This window comes from Streptosporangiales bacterium, assembly GCA_009379825.1.
Taxonomy (GTDB): Bacteria; Actinomycetota; Actinomycetes; order Streptosporangiales; family WHST01; genus WHST01.
In genome coordinates, this window is the sequence record WHTA01000038.1 from 15,002 (window position 1) to 41,626 (window position 26,625).

General features: G+C 70.9%; 22 protein-coding genes and 1 pseudogene. 8 read left to right on the top strand and 15 right to left on the bottom strand.

Annotation, left to right across the window (positions count from 1 at the left end):
* Positions 1-10: 10 nt before the first annotated feature.
* The 3 genes from GEV07_18140 to GEV07_18150 are packed head-to-tail and all read right to left on the bottom strand — an operon-like array spanning position 11 to position 3,378.
* The gene (locus tag GEV07_18140; protein MQA04546.1) at positions 11-1,789 is read right to left on the bottom strand and encodes an ATP-binding cassette domain-containing protein; all 1,779 of its coding nucleotides are present in this window, start codon (positions 1,787-1,789) and stop codon (positions 11-13) included.
* Positions 1,761-2,627 (bottom strand): energy-coupling factor transporter transmembrane protein EcfT, encoded by an 867-nt coding sequence (locus tag GEV07_18145; protein ID MQA04547.1) that lies wholly within the window; start codon positions 2,625-2,627, stop codon positions 1,761-1,763. The genes GEV07_18140 and GEV07_18145 overlap by 29 nt, the downstream gene beginning before the upstream one ends.
* Positions 2,536-3,378: a histidine kinase gene (locus GEV07_18150; GenBank protein MQA04548.1), complete on the bottom strand. Its 843-nt coding sequence runs from the start codon at positions 3,376-3,378 to the stop codon at positions 2,536-2,538. The genes GEV07_18145 and GEV07_18150 overlap by 92 nt, the downstream gene beginning before the upstream one ends.
* A gap of 256 nt (positions 3,379-3,634) precedes the next feature.
* On the opposite strand from GEV07_18150, the gene GEV07_18155 reads away from it, so the two are divergent.
* The gene (locus tag GEV07_18155; GenBank protein MQA04549.1) at positions 3,635-4,177 is read left to right on the top strand and encodes a TetR family transcriptional regulator; all 543 of its coding nucleotides are present in this window, start codon (positions 3,635-3,637) and stop codon (positions 4,175-4,177) included.
* Positions 4,178-4,751: 574 nt separating this feature from the next.
* On the opposite strand, the gene GEV07_18160 is transcribed toward GEV07_18155, so the two are convergent.
* Together GEV07_18160 and GEV07_18165 are read right to left on the bottom strand one after the other, a co-directional pair.
* Complete coding sequence (locus tag GEV07_18160; protein ID MQA04550.1) at positions 4,752-5,198, bottom strand: hypothetical protein; 447 nt, start codon at positions 5,196-5,198, stop codon at positions 4,752-4,754.
* Positions 5,199-5,227: 29 nt separating this feature from the next.
* Positions 5,228-5,923: a helix-turn-helix domain-containing protein gene (locus GEV07_18165; protein ID MQA04551.1), complete on the bottom strand. Its 696-nt coding sequence runs from the start codon at positions 5,921-5,923 to the stop codon at positions 5,228-5,230.
* A 65-nt stretch (positions 5,924-5,988) separates the two neighbouring features.
* On the opposite strand from GEV07_18165, the gene GEV07_18170 reads away from it, so the two are divergent.
* Positions 5,989-7,278, top strand: a complete 1,290-nt coding sequence (locus tag GEV07_18170; GenBank protein MQA04552.1) for an isocitrate lyase/phosphoenolpyruvate mutase family protein — start codon at positions 5,989-5,991, stop codon at positions 7,276-7,278.
* Here the strand turns inward: GEV07_18170 and GEV07_18175 are convergent.
* Entirely contained in the window at positions 7,275-7,682 is a 408-nt protein-coding gene (locus tag GEV07_18175; GenBank protein MQA04553.1) for an SgcJ/EcaC family oxidoreductase, read from the bottom strand. The two genes, GEV07_18170 and GEV07_18175, sit on opposite strands and share 4 nt — an antisense overlap.
* 13 nt (positions 7,683-7,695) lie before the next feature.
* A pseudogene (locus tag GEV07_18180) lies at positions 7,696-8,099 on the bottom strand (PPOX class F420-dependent oxidoreductase).
* 482 nt (positions 8,100-8,581) lie between these two features.
* On the opposite strand from GEV07_18180, the gene GEV07_18185 reads away from it, so the two are divergent.
* From GEV07_18185 to GEV07_18195, 3 genes are read left to right on the top strand one after another with little or no spacing between them, the layout of a single operon-like run.
* Positions 8,582-9,508, top strand: a complete 927-nt coding sequence (locus tag GEV07_18185) for an MFS transporter (GenBank protein ID MQA04554.1) — start codon at positions 8,582-8,584, stop codon at positions 9,506-9,508.
* On the top strand, positions 9,505-11,544 hold the full coding sequence (locus tag GEV07_18190; protein MQA04555.1) for a hydantoinase/oxoprolinase family protein: 2,040 nt from the start codon (positions 9,505-9,507) through the stop codon (positions 11,542-11,544). Before GEV07_18185 ends, GEV07_18190 begins: the two co-directional genes overlap by 4 nt.
* Positions 11,541-13,127, top strand: coding sequence for a hydantoinase B/oxoprolinase family protein (locus tag GEV07_18195; GenBank protein ID MQA04556.1), 1,587 nt, complete (start codon positions 11,541-11,543; stop codon positions 13,125-13,127). Before GEV07_18190 ends, GEV07_18195 begins: the two co-directional genes overlap by 4 nt.
* Positions 13,128-13,332: 205 nt before the next feature.
* Here GEV07_18195 and GEV07_18200 read toward each other — a convergent pair whose 3' ends face one another.
* Entirely contained in the window at positions 13,333-14,277 is a 945-nt protein-coding gene (locus tag GEV07_18200) for an SDR family NAD(P)-dependent oxidoreductase (GenBank protein MQA04557.1), read from the bottom strand.
* A gap of 208 nt (positions 14,278-14,485) precedes the next feature.
* Between GEV07_18200 and GEV07_18205 the strand changes: the two genes are divergently transcribed.
* A complete protein-coding gene (locus GEV07_18205) occupies positions 14,486-15,325 on the top strand; it encodes a helix-turn-helix domain-containing protein (protein MQA04558.1) in 840 nt (279 codons plus the stop codon).
* 43 nt (positions 15,326-15,368) lie between these two features.
* Here the strand turns inward: GEV07_18205 and GEV07_18210 are convergent, their stop codons facing one another.
* A complete protein-coding gene (locus tag GEV07_18210) occupies positions 15,369-15,593 on the bottom strand; it encodes a hypothetical protein (GenBank protein MQA04559.1) in 225 nt (74 codons plus the stop codon).
* Positions 15,594-16,141: 548 nt separating this feature from the next.
* On the opposite strand from GEV07_18210, the gene GEV07_18215 reads away from it, so the two are divergent.
* Positions 16,142-16,732 carry a TetR family transcriptional regulator gene (locus GEV07_18215; protein ID MQA04560.1) on the top strand — a complete coding sequence of 197 codons (591 nt, stop codon included), beginning with the start codon at positions 16,142-16,144 and terminating at the stop codon, positions 16,730-16,732.
* Positions 16,733-16,793: 61 nt separating this feature from the next.
* Positions 16,794-19,514 (top strand): GNAT family N-acetyltransferase, encoded by a 2,721-nt coding sequence (locus tag GEV07_18220; GenBank protein MQA04561.1) that lies wholly within the window; start codon positions 16,794-16,796, stop codon positions 19,512-19,514.
* On the opposite strand, the gene GEV07_18225 is transcribed toward GEV07_18220, so the two are convergent.
* From GEV07_18225 to GEV07_18250, 6 genes are all read right to left on the bottom strand, one after another.
* Complete coding sequence (locus GEV07_18225; GenBank protein MQA04562.1) at positions 19,479-20,069, bottom strand: hypothetical protein; 591 nt, start codon at positions 20,067-20,069, stop codon at positions 19,479-19,481. The two genes, GEV07_18220 and GEV07_18225, sit on opposite strands and share 36 nt — an antisense overlap.
* A gap of 2 nt (positions 20,070-20,071) precedes the next feature.
* A complete protein-coding gene (locus GEV07_18230) occupies positions 20,072-21,643 on the bottom strand; it encodes a sodium:solute symporter family protein (GenBank protein ID MQA04563.1) in 1,572 nt (523 codons plus the stop codon).
* 151 nt (positions 21,644-21,794) lie between these two features.
* Positions 21,795-23,063, bottom strand: coding sequence for a cyclase family protein (locus GEV07_18235; GenBank protein MQA04564.1), 1,269 nt, complete (start codon positions 23,061-23,063; stop codon positions 21,795-21,797).
* Between the two features lie 61 nt (positions 23,064-23,124).
* Entirely contained in the window at positions 23,125-24,555 is a 1,431-nt protein-coding gene (locus tag GEV07_18240; GenBank protein MQA04565.1) for an aldehyde dehydrogenase family protein, read from the bottom strand.
* 33 nt (positions 24,556-24,588) lie between these two features.
* A complete protein-coding gene (locus GEV07_18245) occupies positions 24,589-25,680 on the bottom strand; it encodes a zinc-binding dehydrogenase (GenBank protein ID MQA04566.1) in 1,092 nt (363 codons plus the stop codon).
* Positions 25,677-26,582: a hypothetical protein gene (locus GEV07_18250; protein MQA04567.1), complete on the bottom strand. Its 906-nt coding sequence runs from the start codon at positions 26,580-26,582 to the stop codon at positions 25,677-25,679. The genes GEV07_18245 and GEV07_18250 overlap by 4 nt, the downstream gene beginning before the upstream one ends.
* Positions 26,583-26,625 lie beyond the last annotated feature (43 nt).

Below are 26,625 nucleotides of genomic sequence, written 5' to 3' on the forward strand. Positions count from 1 at the left end.
ATCGTCTCCTTCAGATATCCGCTACGGCGCCGACCCGCTCGACCAGGTCGGACACGGTGAGCACCGGGCGCACCCAACCGAGTTCCCGGCCGAGCCGGGTGAGCTGCGGCGGGTGCACGGCCGCCTCGCGCAGCACGGCGTCGTCGAGGAACGCGTCCGCCACCGGGGTGTCGGCGAGCACCCGACCGCGCGCCATGGTGACGATCCGGTCGAAGTTCTCGGCGGCGAAGTCCATGTCGTGGGTCACGGCGATCACCGTGCGCCCCGCCTTCGCCAGCATGCCCACCACCGCACGCAGCGTCTGCATGGTGCGGTAGTCCTGCCCGGTCGTCGGCTCGTCCAGGATGACGACCGGCGTGTTCATCGCCAGCACGCAGGCCAGCGCGACCCGCTTCTGCTCGGTCTGGGTCAGCTGGTACGGGTGGTCGTCCGCGAACCGGGTCAGCGAAAGCGCACGCAGTGCTGCGTCGGTCAGCTCGGCGACGCGTTCCTGGGCGTAGCCGAGGTTCCGCGGCCCGAACTCCACCTCCCGCCGTACGGTGCGCGCGAACAGCTGTTCTGCCGGGTTCTGGAAGAGGTACGCCACCCGTTGCGCCAGCTGTGCGACCGAGTGCTCGCGGGTGTCCCAGCCGCCGACGAGCACCTGGCCGTCGCTCGGCCGGAAGATGCCGTTGAGGTGTTTGACGAGCGTCGTCTTGCCGGCGCCGTTCTCCCCGATGACGGCGACCCGCTCGCCAGGCGCGACGGTGAGGTCGACGCCGTCGAGCGCGGTCACACCGCTGGGGTAGCGGAACCGCAGCCCGGTGACCTCGAGGTCGGCGCTGCCGCCGTCGTCGGTGACCGGCCAGTCGAGGCGCACCTCGCCGGCGGCCGGCTCCCCCACCTCGACCGCCGCGGGCCGTACCGCCGCGGCACCGGTGAGCCTGCGGACCGCGTCGACCGCGTCGCCGAGCGACACGGGGATCTCCACGTCCGGTCGCCACCAACCGCGGGTGCGCAGCTCGCGGGCGGCACGGGAGAACCTGGTGCCGCCCACGCCCCACGCCTCCAGCTCGTCGTGCGCGAGCACCTCCCGCGGCCGTCCCTTCGCGCGTACGACCCCGTCGGCGAGCACGACGACCGAGTCGGCGTACTGCTCGAGCTGCTCGAGCTTGTGCTCGATCAGCACCGTGGTGAGGTCGGTGTCGCGCAACGCCCGCAGCGCGGTGAAGACCAGGTCGGTGCCGGCCGGGTCGAGCTGCGACGTCGGCTCGTCAAGCACCACGACCCGCGGCCGCATCACGAGGATGGCCGCGAGCGCGACGAGCTGTTGCTGCCCGCCGGACAGCTCGTACGGCGACCGCGACGCGAGGTGGTCGATGCGCAACGTCTCGAGCATCTCGTCCACCCGCGCACCCATCTCGCGCTCGGGCACGCCGAGGTTCTCCAGCCCGAACGCCACCTCCTCGCGGACGGTGAACCGGGCACCGGAGATCTGGTTGAACGGGTTCTGCAGCACCAGCCCGACGCGCGGGACGATGTCCTCCATCCGCGAGCTCGCGATGTCCAGACCCGCGACGTGCACCTCACCGTCGAGCTCGCCACCCTCGAAGTGCGGGCAGAAACCGGCGAGCACCTGCGCGAGCGTCGACTTGCCCGCGCCGTTGGCGCCGACAATGGCACAGATCTCGCCCTCGGCTACGTCCAGGCCGACGTCGCGCAGCGCCGGCAGCTCGCCTTCCGGATAGGTGTACGAGACGCCCCGCAGCCTGATCACGCGATCACACCCACAGCCGAGACACGACGGCACCGACCGCGAGCAGCACCAGGCCCCACCGCGCCACCTGCTGCGTCCGTGAGTCGGGTATCACCACCAGGCTGGTCTTCGGCCCGCGGACGGTGAACGCCCGCGCCTCGATCGCGACCGCACGCTCACCGACCTCGGTGAACGCGCCGAGCACCAACGGGCTGAGCAACGGGACCAACGCCTTCGCGCGCCGCCAGCGGGATCCCTCGGTGTCCAGCCCGCGGGCCCGCTGCGCCTGGACGATCGCGTCCGCGCGGCGCTGGAAGTTCGGGATGATCTGCAACGTCGCTGAGACGACGTAGCTGATCTTCGGCGACATCCCGCGTTGCACGAGCGCGGCCATCATCCTCCCCGCATGGGTGGTCAGCAGCAGCGCGGCGAAGACACCGACGAGCACGAGCAACCGGCTCGCCGTCTGCGCCGCGAACAGCACGCCTTCACGTTCCACGGTGATCGGCCCGAGGCCGAAGATGACCTCCCTGCCACCCGGGTAGAACAGGCTCTGCACGATGAACAGCATCACCAGCAGCGGCAGCAGGAATTTCGCCAGCATCGCGAAGAACCGCCGCTGCACGCCGCCGATCGCCACGGCGGGCACGAGCACCACGACGAAGAGCACCGCGGACGCCCACCACGGGCGTGACAGCGCGAACGCCATGACGATCAACGCGAGCCCGGCCACCAGCTTGGTCACCGGGTTGAGCCCGTGCAGCGGCGAGGACCGGTCGACGTAGAACGTGGTCGTCACGTCACTGTGCCTCGCTGCGCTCTTCCGTCGTGGGCGTCGCGCGCGCCTTCCGCTTGCCGAACACCCGGTGTCGCTGCACGAACGGGAACCGATAGCGGAACCTGGACGGCAGGGCGACGAGGATGAGGTACACGACGAAGAACGTCACCATCTTGTCCGCCGGGTCGGACAGGAACCCCTGCAACGTGGAGGCGCCGAGCAGGCTGGCACCGTACGCGAGGAACGCCGCGGTGATGGCCGAACGCCCCGCCGAGACGTCCACCGCGCCGAAGACGAACGCGGAGATCGGCGCGGAGATGATCGCCGACACGACGCCGACGAGCAACCCGACCAGCGGCGGCCACCACGGCCGCCGGAACGCACCGAGCCGCGCGAACAGGCCGGCGAGCAACCCGATCTCCGCCGCCGTCACGGCGAACGGCATCAGCGGCGGGTTGATGGTCAGGCCCCAGATCACGTTCGAGAGGGCACCGGTAGCTGCGCCGGCCGCCGGCCCGGCGAGCACGCCGACCGCCACCGTCCCGATGGAGTCGAGGTACAGCGGGCCGCCCAACACGGTGTTGACCTGACCGACCACGATGTTGATGGCGATCCCGACGGGAATGAGCGCAAGCGTCATGGTGGTGAGGTTGCGCATCGCGCCGGAGATGATGAGCGCCGAACCGATCAGGTAGCCGCCGAGCGCGATCAGCGAGCCTGGACCTGCACCTGCGCCCTCACCGGCCTCGGCCGGCCGCGCGAGCACGAGGTACACGTACGTGGCTACGATGACCAGCGCCCCGAGAACCAGCAACAGCACCTGGCTGACCGTCCGCGACTGTTGCGGCTGCACCTGCTGCGCCATGCCGATCACTCCCGTCATCAACCGGACGCGCGACGGCAACGACCCGTGAACGACGGTCACGGGTCGCCTGTACCCCCGCCGCCAGTCCCGCGAATCGTTCCACCACGCTACTCCGCGACCTCGGGAAACTCCATTGCCTCGCCCCGATAACACTCCCAGCCGCTGGCGCCCGCAGCCGGGGCCGAACGGCAGTACGGCAGGGCAGAACCGGCGTAAGCTGCCCTCAACCAAGTAGTTGGTTGAGAGGTCGTCTGCGATGACGACAACCGGCATCTACCGCCGCGATGCGCTGGTCACCGCTGCCCTCGACTGCCTGGCCGAGAAGGGCTTCAAGGGGTTGCGGCTGCGAGATGTCGCCACCCGCGCGGGCATCGACCACTCGACCCTGCACCACCACTTCGCGACCAAGCGAGATCTCGTCGACCGGGTCGGGGAGCACGTCGTGCGTCAGTTCTGGCCGACGATGCCGCAGACCGGCCCGCCAGCCGAACGGCTGCACGAACACCTGGCGGCACTCGCCCGGATGATCCAGGAGCAACCGACCCTGTTCGCCGTGCTGAGCGAGTTCGACCAACGTGCGCACCACGATCCGCAGGTGCGCGCGATGCTGGCGGAGCACGAACACGGCTGGCGCACGGTGCTCGGGCAGCTGTTCCGCGCAGGCACCTGGCGCACACGTGTCGATCCGGACGCCGCCGTCGAGCTCGTCATCGCGGCCGTGAAGGGCGTCAGCCGTAACCCTGACGCAGCCGCTCCGGTGCTCACCCAACTCGAGGCGCTCCTCGCCCGAAGACCGTAGCGAGGACCCGCGGGAGGCGATGTCATGTTGCGACACGACCGACCGACACCCACACTCGCCGTTGCAGCAGCCGCGGCGGCCGCAGTCTTCCTCGGCTGCACGCTGCTCGCGGTCGCTCGGCCGCGCCGGGGTGTGGACCTCGCCGTCGTCCGCTGGATCGGGCAGCACCAGCAACCCTGGCCGATCACAGCAGCCGACGGTGTCCGACTGGTCGCCGGGCAGGCTGCCGCTGCTCGCCACGCCCGTTCTCGCGCTGTTCGCCTGGCGGCGGCACTCGGCGCGCCGGGCGTACTGCCTCGTCGGCGCCGTCAGCGGCACGTTGGTGGTCAGCGTCGCCACCAAGCTGGCCGTCGCCCGGCCACGGCCGGAACCCGCGCTGCTGCGCCTCCCCACCGGGGACACCGAGTGGAGCTTCCCCAGCTCCAGCGCCGCCGTGGCCGTCACGTTCTGGGGCCTCCTGATACTTGGCTGCCCGCGCCGGCGCGACGGACGATCCAGGTCGCCGGCGTGCTCGCCGGTTACGCGCTCGGCACCGCGGCGCTCCTGGTGGCCTCGTACCTCTCGGTGGCGTACGTCAGCGGTCGGCGCGCAGGCCGAGCAGCGGCACCACCGCGCAGCCGGCGCTGACGAGCACCACGAGCGAAGGCAGGCCGACCTCGACGAACGTCAGGCCGTTGGCCCCAGGCGCGGCGACGGCCAGGCCGAGGAACAGCAACGTCGGCATCGTCAGCCAGGCCGCCGCGGCCGCGGTCAGCCGGTAGCCGTACCGACGCCGCCGCACCAGGCCGACGAAGCCCAGCGCGGCGAGGAGCGTCGGCACCAGCAGCCACAGCAACGGGATGACGGAGAAGATGGCCACGTACCCGTGCGGGTCGCGGTCGGGCGCACTGGACGACACGAGCAGCGCAAGCAACACGCCTTCGACCGCCAGGAGCACACCCCCGAGCGCCCCCGCGACGGCGAGACTCGCCCACCACAGCGGCGGCCGCTCCGCTCGGCGCGCAGCCCCCAGCTCGTGCACATTCGGGAGCCTAGCCGGCGGTTGGCCGCCTAGGTGGGCGTGACGGCGGCCGTGACGATTGGGCCGAGTAGGGCGTGTAGGGCTTGCTCGCCGTCGGGGGTGAGGCGGACGGCGCGGCTGGTGCCGATCCGGCGGATCCAGTGCTGGGCGAAGAACGCGCTGCAGAGGTGGGCGCCTGCCGCGCCGGCGAGGTGCGGGCGGCGCTCGGTCCAGTCGAGGCAGCTGCGGGAGAGCGGGCGGCGACCTGCGACCACCGGGCCGCCGAGATGCTCGGCGATCCACTCCAGCCCGTCCGGCGTGACGGCGAGCCTGGCGTCGAGCACGCCGCGGGTCCTGAGGGCCTCGCTGACGGCCACGCCGAGTCGGCCGGCCAGGTGGTCGTAACAGGTGCGGCCGCGGGCGAGCGCGTCCCGCCTCGACACTGCCTTGAGGCTGCGCAGCACCGCGGGGCGGGGCTCGGTCAGAGCAGCCAGGTCCTCCAGGCAGGCGGCCACGCGCGGCCCGGCCAGCTCGACGTACCGGCTCCGCCCGCGCCGGTGCTCCGTGCACAGGCCGGCGGCGACGAGCGCGGTCACGTGCTCGCTCGCCGTCGGCAGGGCGACGCCGGCTTCCCTCGCCAGCCGGGAGACGGACCACGCCTGGCCGTCCATGAGGGCATTGCAGAACTCGGCGCGCGTGCGGTTGGCCAACACCGACGCGACAGCGGAAAGTCCTTCGGCCGTCATGGGGAGATCGTCCCCCGCGGACGCTTCGGAGTCCACCGAAGCGTTACCCGCCTACCGTCCAGGGCATGGAGATCCTGACCGACCCCACCTACACCGTCCCCGCGGTGCCGCAGGCGGACACGGGCGTGGCCTGGCTGCGCGCGAGCGTCCCCAGGTTCGCCGAGGGCGAGCCGCACGCCAGGCGCCGCGCGCTCGCGGAGCGGCTGCTCGCCGCGGTCGACCCAGCTGCGCTGCGCCGCCCCGGCGCACCCGTCGCCAACCTCGCCGAGGCGCTCGGCCTGCCGCGCACCGTGGTGGGTGACGTGGCCGAGGTCGCCTCCTGCTACCAGCCGCACCTGCCGGTCACCACGGCCGCCGACGAGGCGGTCGCCCGGTTGGTGACCGCGGCCGGCGGCCGCTGGGACGAGCCGACCGCCGTGCGGATCGGACTCCTCGTGCAGGCGTCCGGCCCCACCGACGCGCTGCTCGCCGGCCGGCGGCCGCCGGTGCCGACCACCCGCCGGGTCGCACCCGACGGCACCGAGCTCGCCGTCGACCTCACCGACCACCCGTTCGGGGCGGGCCGGCACGCCTGTCCGGCGCAGGCCCACGCCGAGGCGATGGTGGAAGGCGCACGGCTCTTCCACCGCATGCACCAAGGACCCGAGCCGCTGGTGCTGCCGAACGCCTGGGACGTGGCGTCGGCCGCCGCACTGGTGGCCGCCGGCTTCGGTGCGGTCGCCACGACCAGCCTCGGCGTCGCGGCGGCGCACGGCCTCCCGGACGGGGCAGGCAGGACCCGCGCGGAGACCGTGGCGCTCGCCCGGCGGCTGGTGGCGCTACCGGTGCCGGTCACCGTCGACGTCGAGTACGGGCTCGGGGCCGACCCGGCCGAGCTGGCGGCCGAGCTGTCCGCCCTCGGCGTCGCCGGCATCAACCTCGAGGACGGCCGGCCGGACGGCCTCGCGCTCGCGGCGGACCACGCGCAGCTCGTCGGCCGGGTGAAGGCGGCCGCGCCCGAGCTGTTCGTCAACGCCCGGGTCGACACCCACTGGCAGGGCATCGACCTGGAGGAGACAAGGCCCCGCGCTGCGCGCTACGTGGACGCCGGCGCCGACGGCGTCTTCGTGCCCGGGCTCACCGACGAGCCCGAGATCGGCAGGCTCGTCGAGGCCCTGCCGGTGCCGCTCAACCTGCTGAGCCAGCTGCCGCTCGGCCGGCTGCGGGCGCTCGGCGTCCGCCGGGTGAGCACCGGCTCGCTGCTGTTCCGCGCGGCGCTCAAGGCGACCACCGACGCCGCCGCGGCGATCCTGGCCAGCGGCCAGGTCACGGACGTGCCCTCGTACGACGAGGTCGCCGGACGTAGCGTGCCCTAGTCGTCGTGCGGGAACGAGTGGTGCTCGTGCGTGACCTGCCAGCGGCCGTCCACCTTGCGCAGGCCGATGGTCAGCCGGAGCCGGTTCGCCGGTTTCGCGGCGAAGTCGTCCGCCGTGCCGCAGCGCAGCAGCGCGTGCGCGAACGCCACATCGCTGCCCGCGGTGACGTCCAGGCTCTCGAGGTCGAACGAGGAGCCCTGCGCCTGCCACTCGAAGAACGGCGGCCAGGTCGCGCGGTACGCGTCGATGCCGCGCACACCCTGGTACGGCGGCGGCACGTCATACATGACGATGTCGTCGGCGTGGTCGGCGAGCACGGTGACCAGGTCTCCCGCGTGGACGGCACCCGCCCACCGTTCGATCAGGGTACGGATCTCGCGCTCGTCGTCGGTGCGGCCGGCCATGGCGTCTCCCGTTCTACCCGTGGACCGTGCGGGGCATGTCGTACCACTGGTCGCCGGCCGGCTCGCCGGCGAGGTTCCAGCTCCACGAGACGGTCGGCGTGATCCGAGCGTAGAACCCGGGACCGACCATGCCCACCCGTTCCACCGGCGGCTGCGCGCGGCCGTAGATCCGGATGCCCCGCACGACGAACGGGTCGAACGAGACCAGGTCGTCGATCACGAGGGCGACCAGCTCGTTGCCGGCGGCGATGTTGCGGAACTTCCTGGTGCGCAGCACCCGGAGCCGCCGACCCAGAAGTCCGCGCCGTCGAACTCCAACGCGACCGGCACCGCGTCCGGCTGCCCGTCGGCCTGGGTGGCGATCCGCGCGAGCGGCTGCGACCGCAGGTACGCCACCTCGGCATCGGTGAATGACACGTGCACTCCCCTCGTCGTTCCGATCTCACCTCTTACCCGAACGGCTCCGGCCGGATCGACAGCCGCGCGGCATACGGTACGATCCTCTTTGAATATTGCTCGTATACCAACGCCGGGTGCGGGGGTCTGCAGCCTGCGGAGGTCGGTACGCATGACAGAACAACAGGTCACGGCGCAGGATGTCACCGCGAAGGACGCGCGCAGGGCGTTGGCGGCCGCCGGCATCGGCTGGGGGCTGGACGGCCTCACCTGGACGATGTACGCGTTCGCGCTCACCGCCGTCATGCCCGTGCTGGGCATCTCCGAGGGCGCCTCCGGCTGGATCACCGCGGTGAGCATCGGGGCCTCCGCGATCGGCGGTGTCGCCTGTGGCTCGCTCGCCGACCGGTTCGGCCGGGTGCGGGTGCTGACCTGGGTGATCGTCGGCTACTGCGTCTTCACCGCGCTTCACCGCGACGGCGCAGGACGTCACCCAGTTCGCCATCTGGCGGGTCCTCGAGGGCTTCGCCTTCGGCGGCGAGTGGGCGGTCGGCGCCGCCCTCATCGCCGAGTACGCGGCGCCGAAGCGCCGCGGCCGGGTGCTCGCGTTCGTACAGAGCTGTTACGCGATCGGCTGGGCGATCTCCACCGGGCTCTACCTGGTCGTGTTCTCGTTCGCGCCTGAGGACGTCGCCTGGCGGTACCTGTTCCTGGTGGGCGTCGTGCCGGCCGTCGCCGCGTTCGTCATCAGGCGCACCACCCGCGACCGGGTGCAGGTGACGGCCAAGCGGAAGGAGCCGTTCGGCCAGCTGTTCCAGCGGCGGAACCTGAAGACCACGCTGCTCGCGACCGGTGTCGGCCTCGGCATCCAGGGCATCTACTACTCGGTGTTCGTCTTCATGCCGCTGTTCCTGCGTACGGAGCGCGACCTGACGGTCATCGGCACCGCCACCTACACCTGGGTGGTGATCGTCGGCTCGTTCATCGGCTACGTGGCTTCCGGCTTCGTGCACGACGCGCTCGGCCGCCGACCCACGTTCACGGTGTTCTTCATCGGCTCCGCGGGCGCGATCGCGCTGTTCGTCTTCACGCCCGTCGTGCGCCCTGAGCTGGGGTACCTGATCAGCTTCCTGCTCGGCTTCTTCGCGTCCGGCCAGGCCGGCGGCATGGGCGCGTACCTGGCCGAGCTCTTCCCCACCGACGTGCGCGCGAGCGGACAGGGCTTCGCGTACAACGTCGGCCGCGGCGTCGCCGGTTTCGGACCGTTGACCATCGGGGTCCTGGCGGCAGAGACCGGTTTCGGCCACGCGATCGCGTGGGTCGGGTTCGTCGCCGCCGCACTCGGCATCGTGACGGTGTGGTCGCTGCCGGAGACCAAGAGCAGGAACATCCTGAAAGACGTCATGCCCGTCGACCAAGGAAGCAGATGACAGAAACCACTGACCAGGCAAGGGTCGCGATCGACACCGGCGGAACCTTCACCGACGTGGCGCTGCGCAGCGCCGACGGCCGGGTGACCGTGCAGAAGGTGCCGTCCCGGCCGTCCGCACCCGACGACGCGGTGCTCGCCGGGCTGCGCAAGGCGTGCACGACGACGGGCGTACCGGAGACCGCGGTCAGCAGGCTGGTGCACGGCACGACCGTCGCGACGAACGCGTTGCTCACCCGCGGCGGCGCGCGCGTCGGCCTGGTCACCACGGCCGGCTTCCGCGACGTGCTCACCATCGGCTACCAGACGCGGCCCTCGCTGTACGACCCACTGGCCAGGCACCCGGCACCGCTGGTGCCGCCGGAACGCACCTGGGAGGTGGACGAGCGGGTGCTCGCCGACGGCAGCGTGCGCACACCACTGCCGGCCACCGACGTCCACGCGCTCACCACCTCGATCAAGGCCGAGGCGCCTGACGTGGTCGTCGTCGCGCTGCTGAACAGCTACGTGAACCCGGACCACGAGCGCGAGTGCGCGCGCCTGCTCGGCGACGCCGGGGCCGCGCCGGTCGTCTTCGCCGCGACCGACGTCGCCGCCGAGATGCGCGAGTACGAGCGGATCTCCACCGCCGTACTGAACGGGTACGTCGAGCCGGTGGTCGCCGGCTACGTCGGCCGGCTGGAGTCGCGGCTGGCCGAGGACGGGCTCGCCGGCGGCCTGTGGATCATGCAGTCCAACGGTGGTCTGATGAACGCGTCTGCGGTGCGCCGGCAGAGCGTGCGCACCATCCTCTCCGGGCTCGCCGGCGGGGTGATCGGCGCCGCGCGGTGGGCGCACGACCTCGGCCTGCAGAAGGCGGTCAGCCTGGACATCGGCGGCACCAGCACGGACATCGCGTTGATCAGGGACGGCAAGCCGGACGAGGTGACGTCCGCGGAGATCGACGGCTTCCCCATGCGGATGCCCGCTGTGGACGTGCACACCATCGGCGCCGGCGGCGGCTCGATCGCGTGGCGCGACGCCGGCGGCGGGCTGCGCGTCGGGCCGCAGTCGGCCGGCGCCGATCCCGGGCCGGTGTCGTACGGCCGCGGCGGCGACCGCACGACGGTGACCGACGCGCACCTGCTGCTCGGCCGGCTGGGCACCGACCTCCTCGACGGCGAGCTGAGCCTCGATGCGGAGGCGGCGCGTACGCAGCTGGCGCTGCTCGCCGACGCTCTCGGCCTGCCGACCGAGGAGACCGCGGCCGGGGTGCTCCGGGTCGCGAACGCGACCATCGCACGCGGCATCCGCGCCGTGAGCGTGGAACGCGGCGTGGACGTCCGCGACTGCACGCTGATCGCGTTCGGCGGCGCCGGGCCGCTGCACGGCGCCGAGCTGTTGCACGAGCTGGGCATGCGTGCGGTGGTCGTACCCCCGCATCCCGGCATCGCGTCCGCCGTCGGCATGCTCGACGCGCCGATCCGGCACGACTTCGCCGCCGCAGCGACCGCGCGTTCCGCGGCCGACCTGCCCGACACCGGCAAGGTGCTCGACGCGCTGGCCGCGGACGCGCTTGCATTCATGACGGACGCGGAAGACCTCCCCGCGACCGAGGTCGACCTGTGGCGTGGCGTCGACGCGCGCTACCTCGGCCAGAGCTACGAGCTCACCATCGACTGGCGCGCCGACTTCGACGCGCTGCGCACGGCGTTCGACGCCGCACACCTGGAGCGGTACGGCTTCGCCGACGACGACGCCACGCTGGAGATCGTCGCCGTCCGCGTCACCGCGACCGCGCCGATGGCGGAGAGCACCACTCAGGAGCGCACCGCCCCATCGGCCATGCCCACCCCGGTCGCCCACCGCACCGCGTACATCGCAGGTGCGTGGCACGAGACGCCGGTCTACCGCCGCGACGCACTGCCGGCGGACCAACCGATGGCCGGCCCGCTCATCGTGGAACAACTGGACAGCACGGTCGTCGTCGCGGCCGGACAACTATGCACCGCCGACGCGGAGGGGTTCCTCCGGATCGAGGCGGAGGGAGCACGATGAACGGAGACACCCGACTGGACCCGGTGGCGCTCGAGGTCGCCAGGCACCGACTGGAGTCGGTCGCGGAAGAGGTCGGCATGGCGCTCATCCGCACCTCGTACTCGCCGAACATCAAGGACAGGCGCGACTGCTCCGCCGGCATCTACGCCCCCGACGGCGAGCTGATCGCGCAGGCCGAGCACATCCCGCTCCACCTCGGCCTGATGCCGTCGATGATCAAGGCGGCGGTCGCCGAGGTCGGCACGGCGCAGCTGCGGCCGGGTGACGTGCTCATCACGAACAACCCGTACATCGGCGGCTCGCACCTGCCGGACACCTGCGTCATCACCCCGGTGCACGACGGCGACGAGCTGGTGGCGCTGCTCGCGAACATGGCGCACCACGTCGACGTGGGCGGCAGCACGCCGGGGTCGATGGCCGCCGACGCGACGGAGATCTTCGCCGAGGGCATCAGGATCCCGCCGATGCGGCTGATCACCCGCGGCCGGCTGCGCACCGACGTGCTGCAGCTGTTGATGGCCAACGTGCGGACGCACGAGAAGACCCGCGGCGACCTGATGGCCCAGGTCGCCGCGAACGAGCTCGGCGCCCGCCGGATCCGCGAGCTGGTGGCCGAGTGGGGCGTCGACGGCCTGCAGGATGCGTGCCTCGCGCTCGTCGAGTACGCCGAGCGGCGCACCCGGGCCGCGCTCGCCGAGCTGCCAGACGGCACCGGCTCGTTCACCGACTTCCTCGAGCACACCGGCACCCGGCCGGCGGACATCCCCATCGCGGCGACCGTGCGCAAGTACGGCAGCGAGCTCGCCGTCGACCTCACCGCATCCGCCGACCAGGTCGAAGGTGCGGTGAACTGCTCGTCCGCCATCACGCAGGGCTGCATCGCGTACGTGGTGAAGATGCTGACCGACCCGACGCTGCCGTCGAACGCCGGGCTGATGCGCCCGATCAGCGTCGACACGCGCCCGGGCAGCGTGGTGTCCGCGCGGTTCCCTGCACCGGTCGCGAACGGCAACACCCAGACGGCGCAACGCATCGTGGACGCCGTGCTCGGCGCGTTCCAGACGTTCGCGCCTGAGCGGGTGCCTGCGGCGAGCAGCGGCAGCATGAGCATCGTCACGGTCGGCGGCCTGCATCCGGAGACCGGGCAGTACTTCTCGTACGTGGAGACGTACGGCGGCGGGCAGGGTGCGCATCCGTTGCTCGACGGCGCCGACGCGGTGCACACGCACATGACCAACACGAGGAACACCCCGTGCGAGGTCATCGAGCGGGAGTACCCGTTGCTCGTGCGGAGGTATGCGGTCGCCAGGGACACCGGCGGGGCGGGCCGGCACTGCGGCGGCGCGGGGCTGGTCAGGGAGCTCGAGCTCACCGCGGGTGAGGCGGTCGCCGTGGTGGCCACCGCCAGGGTGGACCGGCGCCCCTGGGGCCTGGACGGCGGCGAACCCGGCCGGCCGGCAACCGTGCGCGCCGTCCTCGCCGGCGACGAGGTGCAGCTGGAAGCCATGTCGCGGCTGAAGCTCACGGCTGGCGACCGCGTACACATCCAGACCGCCGGCGGCGGCGGGTACGGCCAACCCTAGTTGTATTGATCCGCAGGGTTGTTGACGCGGCTGATGGCTGGTTGCCCCTCGCCGGGGCGTGATCGTTCGTAGCGGCGGATGACTTGGCCGGTGGGCGGCGCGAGCAAGGTCGCTGTCTTGGGACACGCCGGCGAGGCCGTCCGTGGGACATACGAATGCCGAGGCCAGGAAGGCGGCGACCGCGGACGAAGAAGCGTCGAGCTCCTCAGCTGTTGGGGAAGGGAACCTTCGTGAGCTCTTCGGAGATCTGCCAGATGCGCTGGGCCTCCTCGGTGCTGCGAAGGCGGGAGTAGAGCTTCTGCTCTCCGGGAGGGCCGCCCATGTGCCCGAGCCCGCGCGGCCCATAGAACCCGCCACGCTGAGCGTCGGGGGAGGTAGCGGCGTAGAGGGCGGGAAGTTGCGCCGTTTGGGCTGTCCCGACGAGGATGCCGCGGGCGGACAGAGCCCGGATCATGCGCACGCTCCTGGTGTCCTGGTCCCGTCCGACCTCGGGGCGCGCGGCGAGCAGGTTCGTCGGAGCGACCCCGGGATGGGAGAGGTTGCTCGTGATGTCCCAACCCTTGGCCTGGCTGCGCCGGTCGAGTTCGAGGCCGAAGAGCCCGAAAGCGATCTTCGACTGGCTGTAGGCCTTCATGCCATCGTAGGAGCGTTCCCAGCTCAGGTCGTCCCAGTTGATGGCGCCCTGATTCGCCGCGACGCTGACCTGCGAGGTCACGCGTGCATGGCCGGCGCGCAGCAGCGGCAGCAGGTGGGCCACCAGGGCGAAGTGGCCGAGGTGGTTGGTGCCGAACTGAAGCTCGAACCCGTCGGCGGTCGTCTGCCGGTCGGGCGGGGTCATGACGCCGGCGTTGTTGATGAGGAGGTGGATCGGTCGGCCCTCCTCGCGCAGGGTCTTGCCGAGGGCCGCGACGGAGTCGAGCGAGGACAGGTCGAGCTCGCGGAGCGACACGTTCGCGTGGGGGGTCGTCTGACGGATCGTGGTGATCGCGGCCTGGCCCTTGCGTGGATTGCGAACCGGCAGGAGCACTTCGGACCCGACCGCGGCGAGCCTCGTCGCGAGGCCGAGCCCGATGCCGTCGCTTGCTCCAGTGACGACGGCGCGCCTACCGGACAGGTCGGGGACGGTGACGTCCATGGGTTTGCGTGGCATGTGCCCACTCCTGGAAGTTGTGTCGTTGCCTCCACCGTCGCGGAAGACGGCGGCGTGATTCAGGGCTGCTCGATCCACTGATCAGGAAGGCCAGACTCCGGCCGTAGCGGCCGCAACTCGGGAAGGGGGATCGACAATCCGTGGATGTCGAGATGCGCGGGCGGTAGAAATGAGCATCGAAGGAGGCACGGTGACGGAGGCGCACACGGTGATCGATCGGACCGGACTGGCGGAGTTCCTCCGGCGCCGCCGGGAGTCGCTGCAACCCGAGGACGTCGGCCTCCCGCGCGGACGACGCCGCAGGACAAGCGGGCTACGGCGGGAGGAAGTGGCTTCCCTCTGCCATATGTCGACCGACTACTACACGCGGCTGGAGCGGGAGCGCGGACCCCAGCCATCCGAGCAGATGATCGCCTCCATCGCGCAAGGACTCCACCTCTCCCTCGATGAGCGCGACCACCTGTTCCGGCTCGCCGGACACACACCACCCACGCGGGGCGCGGACAGCGAACACATCAGCCCCGGCCTGCTGCGCATCCTCGACCGCATGCACGACACTCCCGCGGAGATCGTCACCGAGCTCGGCGAGACGCTGCGGCAGACCCCGCTCGGCATCGCGCTCACCGGCGACCTGACCGCCTACAGCGGCCCGGCCCGCAGCATCGGCTACCGATGGTTCACCGACCCCGCCACGCGACAGCTCTACGCCCACGACGACCATCCGTTCCTCACCCGCATGTTCGTCTCGGGCCTCCGCGGGGTGGCCACGCTGCGGGGGCCTGATTCCCGCGCGGCCCACTACGCCGACCTGCTGCTCGCTCGAAGCGAAGAGTTCCGGCGGGTGTGGAACGACCACGAGATCGGCATTCGCCCCAACGAGGTGAAACACTTCATCCACCCCGAGCTCGGCGCATTGGAGCTGACCTGCCAGACGCTGCTCGATCCGAACCAGTCGCATTTCCTGCTCGTCTACACCGCCGTTCCCGGCAGTGCGAGCTACGAAAAGCTGCAGCTGCTGTCCGTCATAGGAGCGCAGGCGCTGCGCTAAGGGGCTCCACATGGGCGATCTGACAGCATCGTGTCGCCTGGCATCACCTCCTCGCCAGACCGCGTTCCTGCCCACAGCCACTGTCAACAACGCTCGTGGCCAGTACACCTAGGTTGCGCGGACGGCCGCCAGCAGGGCGCCGGGGTCGTCGGCGTGCAGGCGGACGGCCGTCACCTCGGCCACGCCGCCGCGGGGCAGCCGGACGGGCACCGGGCGGGTGAGGGCGAGCTCCACGGCGTACTGGCTGGTGGCCACCACGTACAGGCACTCCCCGACCACCTGCACCGAGCGGCCGTCGCGGGTGCCTCGCACGGCGCGCGCCGTGGCGATCGCGTCGCGGGGCAGGAACAGCTCGAACGTGGCGCCGTGGCGCACCCGTACGCCGGCCGGCTCCACGACGTGCGGGTACACGCTGACCGCTGCCAGCATGCCGAGCATCAGCACCGCTCCCCACACTCCGGCGCCGAGCACCAGGAAACGCAGCCAGGCCCACGGCCACGGCACGGCGACGTCCACCACCACGACCTCGAGCGTGGAGAGCACGAGGAACACGGTGATCGGCAGCACCATCGGCCCGCGGTAGCCGAGCGCGACGCCGTCCTTCGCGACGGCCGGCCGCCTGGCCAGCCACCTGGCGAGGCTGCGCCAGGTGCCGAGCTCGAACCGCCACGCCCGGAGGGCGAGGCGCCTGGCACCCTCGACGCCGTCGCGCTGCGTTGTCGTCACCATCTCCGCCCCAAAGTTTTACATTGCAACTGCAACGTAAAACACTCAAGGGCAGTTGTCAATGCAGATGCATCGTGAAACCATGCGGACGTGCCGAAACGAGTGGACCACCGCGCCCGCCGCACCCTCATCGCCGACGCGCTCATGCGGGTGGCCGCGGAGCGTGGCATCGAGGCGGTCAGCCTGCGGCACGTCGCCGCGGAGGCCGGGGTGTCCGCCGGCATGGTGCAGCACTACTTCCGCACGAAGGACGAGATGATGACGTTCGCCGTGCAGGTGGTGAGCGAGAACGTCCAGGCCCGGCTGGCCGCGGACGAGGCCGGGACGCCGGAGTCAGCGGTCGCCGCGATCCGGGTGCTGCTCGCGCAGCTGCTGCCGCTCGACGAGCAGCGGCGGATCGAAGGGCACGTCGCTCTCGGGTTCTACGCGTACGCCGCCGCCAGGCCCGCGGTGGCGGACGCGCTGCGGCGCGACCTCACGGTGCAGCGGGCCGCCCTGGCGGAACAGATCCGGGCCGCCCAGGACGCCGGCGAGCTACGTGCCGGCGTCGACGCTGCGCACATCGCGACCGGCCTGCTCGCGCTGGTGGACGGCCTCGGCGTGCAGGTGCTCACCGGCTTCTACTCCCCTGCGGAAGCACTCGCCACCTTCGACTCGCACCTGGCACTGCTGGCCGCATAGCCCGGGTGAGACTAGCGTCAGAGGCAGGCAGGTGGACGGCGCGACCAGGAGGCCCACGACCATGCCCACGCTGACGCAGTGGCCGACCACCGAGGACGACGTGCTGTTGCGGCACGGCGCGATCGCCAGCGTCCGGCTGGTGCGCGAGACCGACCGCGACGCGCTGATCGAGCTGCACCGCAGCCTCTCCGACCAAAGCAGGTACCTGCGCTTCTTCAGTCTCGGCGAGCACAGCGCCGTGGACTTCGTCGACCGGCTCATCGCCGGCACCGCCCGCCAGCAGGCGGTCGCCTTCGTGGTGTCCCTGCACGACCGGGTCGTCGGGCTCGGCAACTGCACGAGCATCGACGACAAGACGGCCGAGGTCGCGTTCGCCGTCGCCGACGACATGCACGGGCAGGGCATCGGCACGCTGCTGCTCGAACGGCTCGCCGAGTGCGCGGAGCGTTCCGGGGTTACCGAGCTCGTCGCGAACGTGCTCGCGGACAACCGGGCGATGATCGACGTCATCAAGGCGTCCGGCTTCTCCACCACGACGGTGCGCGACTACGACACCGTCGAGCTGCGCTTCCCCGTGTACCTCACCGAGCAGCTGCTCGACGCGATCGCCACCCGGGAGGGCGAGACCGACGCGGCGTCGATCCGCGCCCTGCTCGCGCCGGCGTCGGTCGCCGTCATCGGCGCGAGCAGGAAGCCCGGCGCCCCGGGACACGTCGTGATGCAGAACCTGCTGGACAGCGGTTTCCCCGGTCCGGTGCACCCGGTCAACCCCGCCGCCGGCGAGATCCTCGGGCGGCCGGCGTACGCCTCGATCCTCGACGTTCCCGAAACCGTCGACCTGGCGGTCGTCGCCGTGCCCGCACCCGCGGTGCCCGGCGTCGTCCAGGAGTGCGCCACCAAGCGGGTCAAGGGCATCGTCATCCTGTCATCCGGGTTCGCGGAGACCGACCCCGCCGGCCGGGCGCTCCAGGACGACGTGCTGCGTGCAGCGCGGCGCGGCGACATGCGGGTGATCGGCCCGAACTGCCTCGGCATCGCCAACACCGACCCCGAGGTGCGGATGGACGCGACGTTCGCGACCACGTCGGTGTTGCCCGGTTGCGTGGGCATGATGACCCAGTCGGGTGCGGTGGGGATCGCCGCGCTACGCCGTGCGACCGAGCTCGGCATCGGCCTGTCCAGCTTCGTCTCCGCGGGCAACAAGGCGGACATCAGCGGCAACGACATGCTGATGTACTACGGCAGCGACGAGCGCACCCAGGTCATCGCGCTCTACCTGGAGTCGTTCGGCAACCCGCGGAAGTTCTCCCGGCTGGCCCGGATGGTGAGCGTGCGGAAGCCGATCGTCGCGCTGGTCGGGGGTGCGAGCAAGGCCGGCCGCCGCGCCGCGAGCGGGCACACCGCGGCGGCGGTGACGTCGAGCTTCGCCGTGGACGCGCTGTTCGGCCAGTGCGGTGTGGTCCGCGCGCACTCGCTCGAACAGTTCCTGCACATCACCGGGGTGCTGAGCCACCAGCCGCTGCCACAGGGCCGCCGGGTGGCCATCGTAGGCAACGGCGGCGGCCCAGGGGTGCTCGCCGCGGACGCCTGCGCCGAGGCCGGCATCGACCTCGCCGAGCTCGACGAGGGCGTCACCTCGGCGATCCGCACCGCGGTGCCCGGCGTCGCGTCCGCGAGCAACCCGGTGGACCTGGGCGCGGGCGTCACGACGGAGCAGTTTGCCGAGGCGCTCGACGCGGTGGCACACGATCGCGGTGTGCACGTCGTGGTCGCCGTGCACACGCCGGTGGCCGGCTTCGGCGACGACGACTTCGCGGCCGTCGTGCGGGCAAGCACCGCGCTGGCCGGGAAGACCACGCTCGCGGTGATGCTCGGCGAGCGCACCGGCAGGGAGCCGATCGCGTGCGGGGACTCCATGGTGCCGGTGTTCAGCTTCCCCGAGGACGTCGCCCAGGCGCTGCAACCGATCCTGGCCTACGTCGACTGGCGCGCCGCCGCGCGCGGTGACGTGCCGCAGCTCGAGCACGTCCGTACCCAGGACGCACGTGACCTGGTGGCCGCGCAGCTCGAGGCGCATCCAGGCGGGCGCCGGCTCGACTCCGACACCACCAGCGAACTGCTCGGGCACTACGGCATCTCTGTCGTGCCGGCGACGAGCGCAGCCGGCGCGGAAGCTGCCGTGGAAGCGGCGAGCCTGGCCGGGTTCCCTGTCGTGCTCAAGCTCGCTGATCCCGACCTCGTGCACAAGAGCGACGTCGGCGGTGTGCGGCTCGACCTCGATACGACGGACGAGGTGCGGTCCGCGTACGAGGACATGGCGGCCGCGGACACCCAACGAGACGCGCCGCTGGTGCTGGTCCAGCGCCAGGTGAAGGGCGGCACCGAGCTCATCATCGGCGTCAGCCAGGACCCGATCTTCGGCCCGCTGCTGATGTTCGGGCTCGGTGGTACAGCCACCGAGCTGCTCGCCGACCGGGTGTTCCGGCTGACCCCGCTGACCGACGCGGGCGCAGCGGAGACGGTCCGCTCGCTGCGCGGCTCGCCACTGCTCTTCGGCTACCGCGGTGCAGCACCCGCGGACGTGCCCGCGCTCGAAGACCTGCTGCTGCGGCTGAGCCGGCTCGCCGACGAACTACCGCAGATCGCGGAGATCGACCTCAACCCGGTCATCGCGTACGAGCACGGGGTCGCCGTGGTGGATGCGAAGATCCGCATCCACCCGGCGCCCTATCTGCCGAGCCCGGTGCTACGCAGGCTGAGCCCTACCATGGCTGCTCACTAGCGGCCTGTCCTCGAAGTACGAGTCCACGCCGCCCGGCAACAGGTCGAGCGGGTCGACCCGTTTCATCAGCTCGTCCACGAGATACCGCCGGCCGCCGTCCTCGACGACGCGGTACGGCAGGTAGCACGGCTGGAAGTCGACGACGTCCAGCCGCTCGATCTCCGTCGGCCGGTACTTCCGCACCACGTAGTTGCGGAAGAACTCACGCCAGCGCTTGCGCACCTCGTCCTCGCCGTAGCGCTCCCCGATGACGACCTCGTCGCCGACCTCCCGTTCCTCCAGGCCGGGCAGCTTGACGTCGACGAGACCACCGCGGCCGGTCACCGCATCGACGGCACCGGCGACCCGGATGCCGTCGATGCGGCGGAACGGCAACTTGACCGAGGCTTCGCCCTTGATCATGACGATCGGCCAGTACGCGCGTCCCGTCGGCACCGGACGCGGTGGTGCGATGCGCAGCAGATGTCGCACTGCCGGCAGCACGTCGCGCCGGGCGACCAACCGGCTCACCTTCTGGTCGCCCAACGCGGCCGCGATGACCTGCACGCCCGACATCGTCAGCCCGCCTTCGCCCGGTGGGCCGCGTCGCCGGCCGCACCGTCCCGCTCGTCGCCGCTCTCCGCCTGGTCGAGCATCGCCAGGTGATCCGCGGGCAACGGCTTGCCGAGCAGGCTGATGCCCGCACACAGCACGATGCCGAGGATGCACGCGACACCGGTGGACGCGAACGGGTTCTGGTTGAACGGGTAGAACCCTTCGTACATGCCGAACTGCGGACCCAGGTGGATGAAGAAGTAGAACGCGAACGTCAACAACCCACCGGCGATGGCGCCGGTCTTGTTCGCGCGGCGACGCCAGAAGATCGCCAGGAACATCGGCCCGCTGAGGGTGGCGATGATGCCGCCGATGCCGACCCACAGCAGGATCGACAGCAGCTCGGGCGGCGAGTACACCGCGATCCCCGCGACGACACCGGCGACCACGATGCCGATCCGGCCGATCAGCAGCGCCCGCTTGTCCACCTGAGGCGACTCCGGGTCCTTGCCCCGCCACGGTATCCACGTCTTGCGGTAGAGGTCGTTGGCGGCGAGCTGCGAGATGCTCATCAACAGCCCGTCCGTCGTGGAGATGATCGCCGACAACACCGCGACACTCAGCAGCGCCGCCGTCCACGCCGGCAACAGTGCCGTCAGCATGCTCGGGATCACGGCATCGGGGTGGATGTCCTCGATGCCCATGGCCCTGCCGAGCACACCGCCGAGGAACAGAAACCCGACGGCGAGGCCGACGATGCTCGACATCAGCACGAACTTGCGCGCCTGCCCCGTGCCGCGCAGGGCGAAGAACTTGTTGCCCAGGTGCGGCAGCGTGAAGAAGCCGAAGTGCGCGATGAGCAGCAGCACGATCACCCACCACGACGAGAACGTCGGGTTGGCCGGGTCGGTGTGCACGTCCCACTGCATCTTCGCCGGCAGCGCGTCGTTGACGGCGGCCGGGCCGAAGCCCTCGACACCCGCGCCGACGAGGAACGCCACGATCACGAACGCGGCGACCACCAGCATGAACAGGCCCTGGATCGCGTCGGTGATGATGTCGCTGTGGCTGCCGCCCATGATCATGTAGACCATGACGATGCCGATCGCCACCCAGACCCCGACGTTGTACGGGATGCCGAGGATGGTCTCGAACATCTGCCCGGAGGCGGCGAGCTGCGCCATCACGTAGTAGATGAGGAACAGCGAGATGAGCGCGGCGATGGCACGCAGCACCGGGCTGCGGTAGATGTCACCGAGGAAGTCCGGCACCGTCTGCGAGTGCAGCCGGTCACCGAGCCGTTTCATGTGCCGCACGACGAGCATCGTGCCCAGGTAGATGCCGATCGGGTACAGCATCGGGTAGTACCCGGCCTTGAAGCCGGACTCGTAGGCGAGGCCGGGAATCCCGAGGAAGGTCGAGCCGCTCGCCACCATGGCCATGTAGCTCAGCCCGAGTACCAGACCCCCGTACGCTCCGCGCGCCGTCGCGAAGTCGTCGGAGCTCTTCGTCCGACGCATCCCGACCACGCCAAGCGCAAGCATCATCGCCGTGTAGCCGACGAGGAAGATCCAACCCCACACCACGACACTCATGACGTACCTCCGGTCTTGTCCTGCGCGCCGTTGTCACTCGCCGTGGGCAGGTACCGCTCCTGCCGTTTCATCCAGATCGCCACCACGATGAAGTAGCCGACGATCGCCAGGAGCCCTACCACCATGACGTTCACGTGTCTCAACTCCTCTGTCAGAGACCACGGGGCTGCGCAAGCGCAGCGGGAGGTGTGTTGCCCGCGGTCGCGCCTTCCGCGTACTGCGGCGTGACGATGTAGACGAACTCGTACACCTCGTCGTCGGCGAGTCCGTCCGAGACCATCGACTCCCCGATCCTGACCCCGTAACGCATCAACAGCTCCTGGTGCACAGGGAAGGCGGAACCGTCGTTGTTGACGTCGTTGCCGACCACCTCGAGCGCCCAGCTGTCGCTGCCGACGATCGCCGGTCGCCGCTCACCCAGCCACCTGGCTTCCCGCAGGTACGGCCCTGGCAGGCCCTTGGACGCCTCCCACCGCTCGATGTCCTTCGGGTCCCGCTCGGCCAGCAGCTGGTTCCAGCCGGTGCGGAACAGCACCACGTCGCCGGGCAGGATCTCGTCGATGCCGCCCATGTCCATGGCTGCCTTGATGTCCTCGAGGGTGATCCGGTAGTTCTCCTTGAGCAGCGGCTTGCCGTTGGACGCCGGCTCGGCCAGGTCGCCGTCGTCACCGTTCGCGATCTTCACGCCGAGGATGTCGAGCAGCACACCACGGGTGACGATCGGGCCCATGTGCTCGTTGCCGAGCTTCGTCGTGCCCCAGCCCTTCGCGATGTCGCGGCCGCGGTTGCCGTTGTAGAAGTAGTCGTCGGCACCGAGGTGGTTCAGGTTGTCGACCTGCGTGGCGATCTGGTACGTCGTGGACGTCGGCTCCGGGTGGATCTCGTACTTCTTGCCGAGGAACCGCTCCTCGTGGATGCTCACCTTGTTCTCGGCGAGCGGCTCCTCGGAGGTGACGATGCCGCCTTCGTCCCTGAAGTTCGGCGGCACCGGGTAGCCGGAGATGCTCAGCCGTTGCTCGAGGGTGCGCGGCGGGTCGGTCTTGAACGCGGGGAAGCCGTTGAACATCAGCTCGCCCATGTTGTAGGTCCTCACCGGCAGGTGCCTCTTCAGCAGACCCAGGGCCGCCGCGGTCTTCGCCGAGTCGACCTCGTTGAAGGTGCCACGCTGGTCGTCCGCACCGTACCTGCTGGGCGCCCAGTCGGACAGGTTGTCCGGGTCCGAGTAGTCGAACCACTCGTCGCTGTAGTCGTCCTTCTTCGGGCGTTCAGCCGGGCGTTCGGCGGCCCCTGCGGTGCCGGACGCGGAGAGGCCGGCCCACGCGGCGGCGCCCGCCGCACCGGCGGTGCCCGCCAGCTTCATGGCATCGCGACGGCTCACCTGATGCTTGTCGAAGTACTTGCGCAACAGCTCAGGATTCATCGGAGACTCCCTTGTTTCCTTGGCAACGGTCGTTGGTGCTTCCTGCTGTCGCGGCCGCCCGTCAGAGCTTGACGACCACCGTCTTGGTCTGCGTGTAGGCGTCCAGTGCCTCGATGCCCTTCTCCCTGCCGTAGCCGGAACGCTTGAAGCCGCCGAACGGCAGCTCCACCCCGCCCCCGGCGCCGTAGGTGTTGACGTACACCTGGCCGGCCTGGACCTGTCCGGCCAACCGGTGCGCCCGCCCCACGTCCCTGGTCCACACCGCGCCGAGCAGCGCGTAGTCGGTGCCGTTGGCGAGCGCGACGGCCTCCTCCTCGCTGTCGAACGTCATCGCGGCGAGCACCGGGCCGAACACCTCCTGCTGCGCGATCTCCGACTGCGGGTCGACGCCGTCGATGAGCGTCGCCGAGTAGTATGCGCCGCCGGCGAGGTCGTCGTCCTTCGGTACGTCGCCGCCGACGATCACCTCGCCCCGCCCGAGCCGGTCGACCATGCCGACGACGCGGCTCTGCTGCTTCGTCGAGACCAGCGGCCCCAGGTCGGGATCGTCCAGGCCGCGGCCGACGGTGACCTTGCCGAAGTTCTCCGCGACCTTCGCGATCAGCTCGTCGTGCACAGAGCGGTCGACGAGCAACCGGGAGCCCGCGGAGCACGTCTGGCCGGCGTTCTGCAGGATCGCCTTGGTCGCGAACGTGGCGACGGTGTCCAGGTCCGCGTCGCCGAAGACCACGTGCGCGCTCTTGCCGCCGAGCTCGAGCAACGCCGGTGCCACCCGGTCGGCCGCGGCGTGGGCGATCTTCGACCCCACCTCGGGCGACCCGACGAAACCGATGTGCGCGACCTGCGGGTGTGCGGCCAACGCAGCGCCGGCCTCCGCGCCGATCCCAGGCACCACGTTGAAGATCCCCGCGGGCAGCCCGGCCTCGGTGGCGAGCTTGGCGACCTCCACCGCCGTACGCGGTGTCTCGTCCGCCGGCTTGATGATGGTCGCGTTGCCGGTCGCGACCGCAGGCGCTACCGCGCGGGCGAGCAGCTGCAGCGGGTAGTTCCACGCCACCACGGACCCGACCACACCGAACGGCTCGTTGCGCGTGTACACGTGCACGTCCTGCGCCAGCGGGATGGTGTGGCTGTAGTACGAGTCGATCGCGTGGCCGTAGAACCTGAAGTACCGCGCGCAGACGGTCGCGTCGGTGCGCGCCTGCGAGATCGGCTTGCCGGTGTCCTCGCTCTCCAGCCGGGCGAGGCGTTCGGCGTCACGCTCGATCAGGTCGGCGATCGTGGTGAGCATGCGTGCCCGATGCTCGGGCAGCGTGGCGTTCCACGCCGGCTGCGCCTGCCGCGCCGCCTCGACGGCCTGGTCCACCTCTGCCGCACCACAGCGCGCGACGGCACCGAGGACCTGACCGGTCGCCGGGTCGATGTTGTCGTAGGTGTCGGCGGCGGCCACCGACGCTCCGTTGATGTAGGCCTGTGTGGTGCCCTCGGTCATCGTTCGCATCTTCCGTTCGTGGGTGTGCAGCGGTCAGTCGTCCGCGATCACGAGCGCGGCGCGGGTGACCTTCTTGTCCTCGGCGGCCTGCACGGCCGCGCGCGCCTGGCCGAGCTCGTAGTCCGCGTCCACCAGGTCCTCCCACGGGTACTGGGGGGTGGCCTCGATGAAGCGGATGGAGTCCGACAGCAGGTACGGGGCGTATCTGATCACCGCGTGCATGGTCACGCCGGAACGGGTGAACAGGCCGGGGTCGAAGTCGGTGAGCTTGTTCGGGCTGATGTTGCCGACACTGACGAACCGGCCGCCAGGCCGCACCATCCGCACGCCTTCGGCGAACGCGCTCGGCACGCCGGTCAGGTCGACCACGACGTCCCCGCCGCCACCGGTCAGGTCGCGCAGCATCTCGACCCGGCCGGGGCCGTCGGCCGCCGCCGTGAGGTCCACCGTGTGGTGCGCGCCGAACTGCTTCGCCTTCGCCAGCCTGGACGGCGCCATCTCGGCGATGAACACCTCGGCGCCCGCCTCGCGGCACATCGCCGCTCCGGCCAGCCCGAGCCCGCCGGCACCGAGCAGGATGACCTTCTCGCCGCGCCGCACCTGGCCGTGGTGGGTCGCGCTGACCATCTGCGAGATCGCGCAGTTGGCCGACGAGACCGCCTTGCTGCTCACCGAGTCAGGCACCTTGTAGACGTACTGGTCGCGACCCAGCGACCAGTACGTGCCGAAGGTGCCGTAGAAGTGCGGCGCCTGGTCCGCCGGCCTCGACCAGCGCTGGTACGCGTTACCGCAGATCTGCAGGTCCCCCCTGTTGCACTGCGGACACCGGCGGCACGCCGCGAAGTAGGTGGCGACCACCCGGTCGCCTTCGCTCAGCGGCGCGCCGGCAAAGTCGGTGGTGGCACCCTCGCCGAGCCGCGCGACCCGGCCGACGCCCTCGTGGCCGATGGCGCAGCCGGGCTGGATCAATGGGTGGTGCCCCTTGAGGATGTGGACCTCGGAACCACAGACGTTGGCGCGAATCATCTGCAGAACAACCCCGCCGACCTCCGGGTCGGAGACCGGGTACTCGCGTTGCTCCAGCTCGCCTGGTCCGGTCAGTACCGTGGTCACGCCGTTCGTCACTGTGGCCTCCTTGCCTCTGGTCCTTCGAGAAAGCGCACCTCGACCGTAGCGTGCCGAGGTTCACGTGCGGTTGCGACGCGCAGTTCGGCGCCGTCGTCCGGCTGCGGTTCACCGAGCGCCAGCAGCTGCTCGCCGGCGAACAGCGGCCGCCGCAGGCGGTACGTCAATGAATGCAGCTGCCGTTCAGGCGCGCTGCGGCGCACCAGCTCGAGCATGAGCAGCACGAGCAGCGGCCCGTGCACGACCAGCCCGGGATAGCCCTCCACCTGCTCTGTGTAGGGCGCGTCGTAGTGGATGCGGTGTGCGTTCGCGGTGAGCGCGCTGAACCGGAACAGCAGCGTCGGGTCCGGGCGACGGGCCAGCTGCCAGCTGGCGTCCGCGGCCGGCGCGTGCTCGGTGTCGATCGCGTGCATCGCCTGCCGCCGCGGGTCCTCCCCGCTGCGGTACACGAAGTCGCTCTCCTCGACCACGCACACCTGCGCGCCCTGGCTGATCTCGTGCCGTACGGTCACGAACACCATCTCGCCGCTGCTGCCCTGCTTCACCCGCACGTCGTGCAGCGTGCTCACCCGGCTGGCCGACACCCCGAGGGTCGGCGCCGCGCGCCACTCCGCCCGACCACCGGCGAACATCCGTCGCCGGTCGGGCAGCGGCGGCAAGAAGTGTCCCTCCCCCGGGTGGCCGTCGGCGCCGAGCTCGGCCTGCGCCGGCCACTCCAGGAAGTACAGCCAGTGCCACATCGGCGGCAACAGGTCGCCGTCCGGCAGCGGCCTGGGCAGGTCGAGCAGGGCGCCCAGCCGTTCGGCCGGGGCGGCCGGCAGCTCGTCGCGCACGGTGACCGGGCCGGGCACCCACGACGCGAGGTACCGGTCCAGCCCTTCCGGGCGAGCGTGCATCGCCATCTCCCCTCAGCGGCGCCCCGCTCGCCGTCGAGTGCTGCGACCA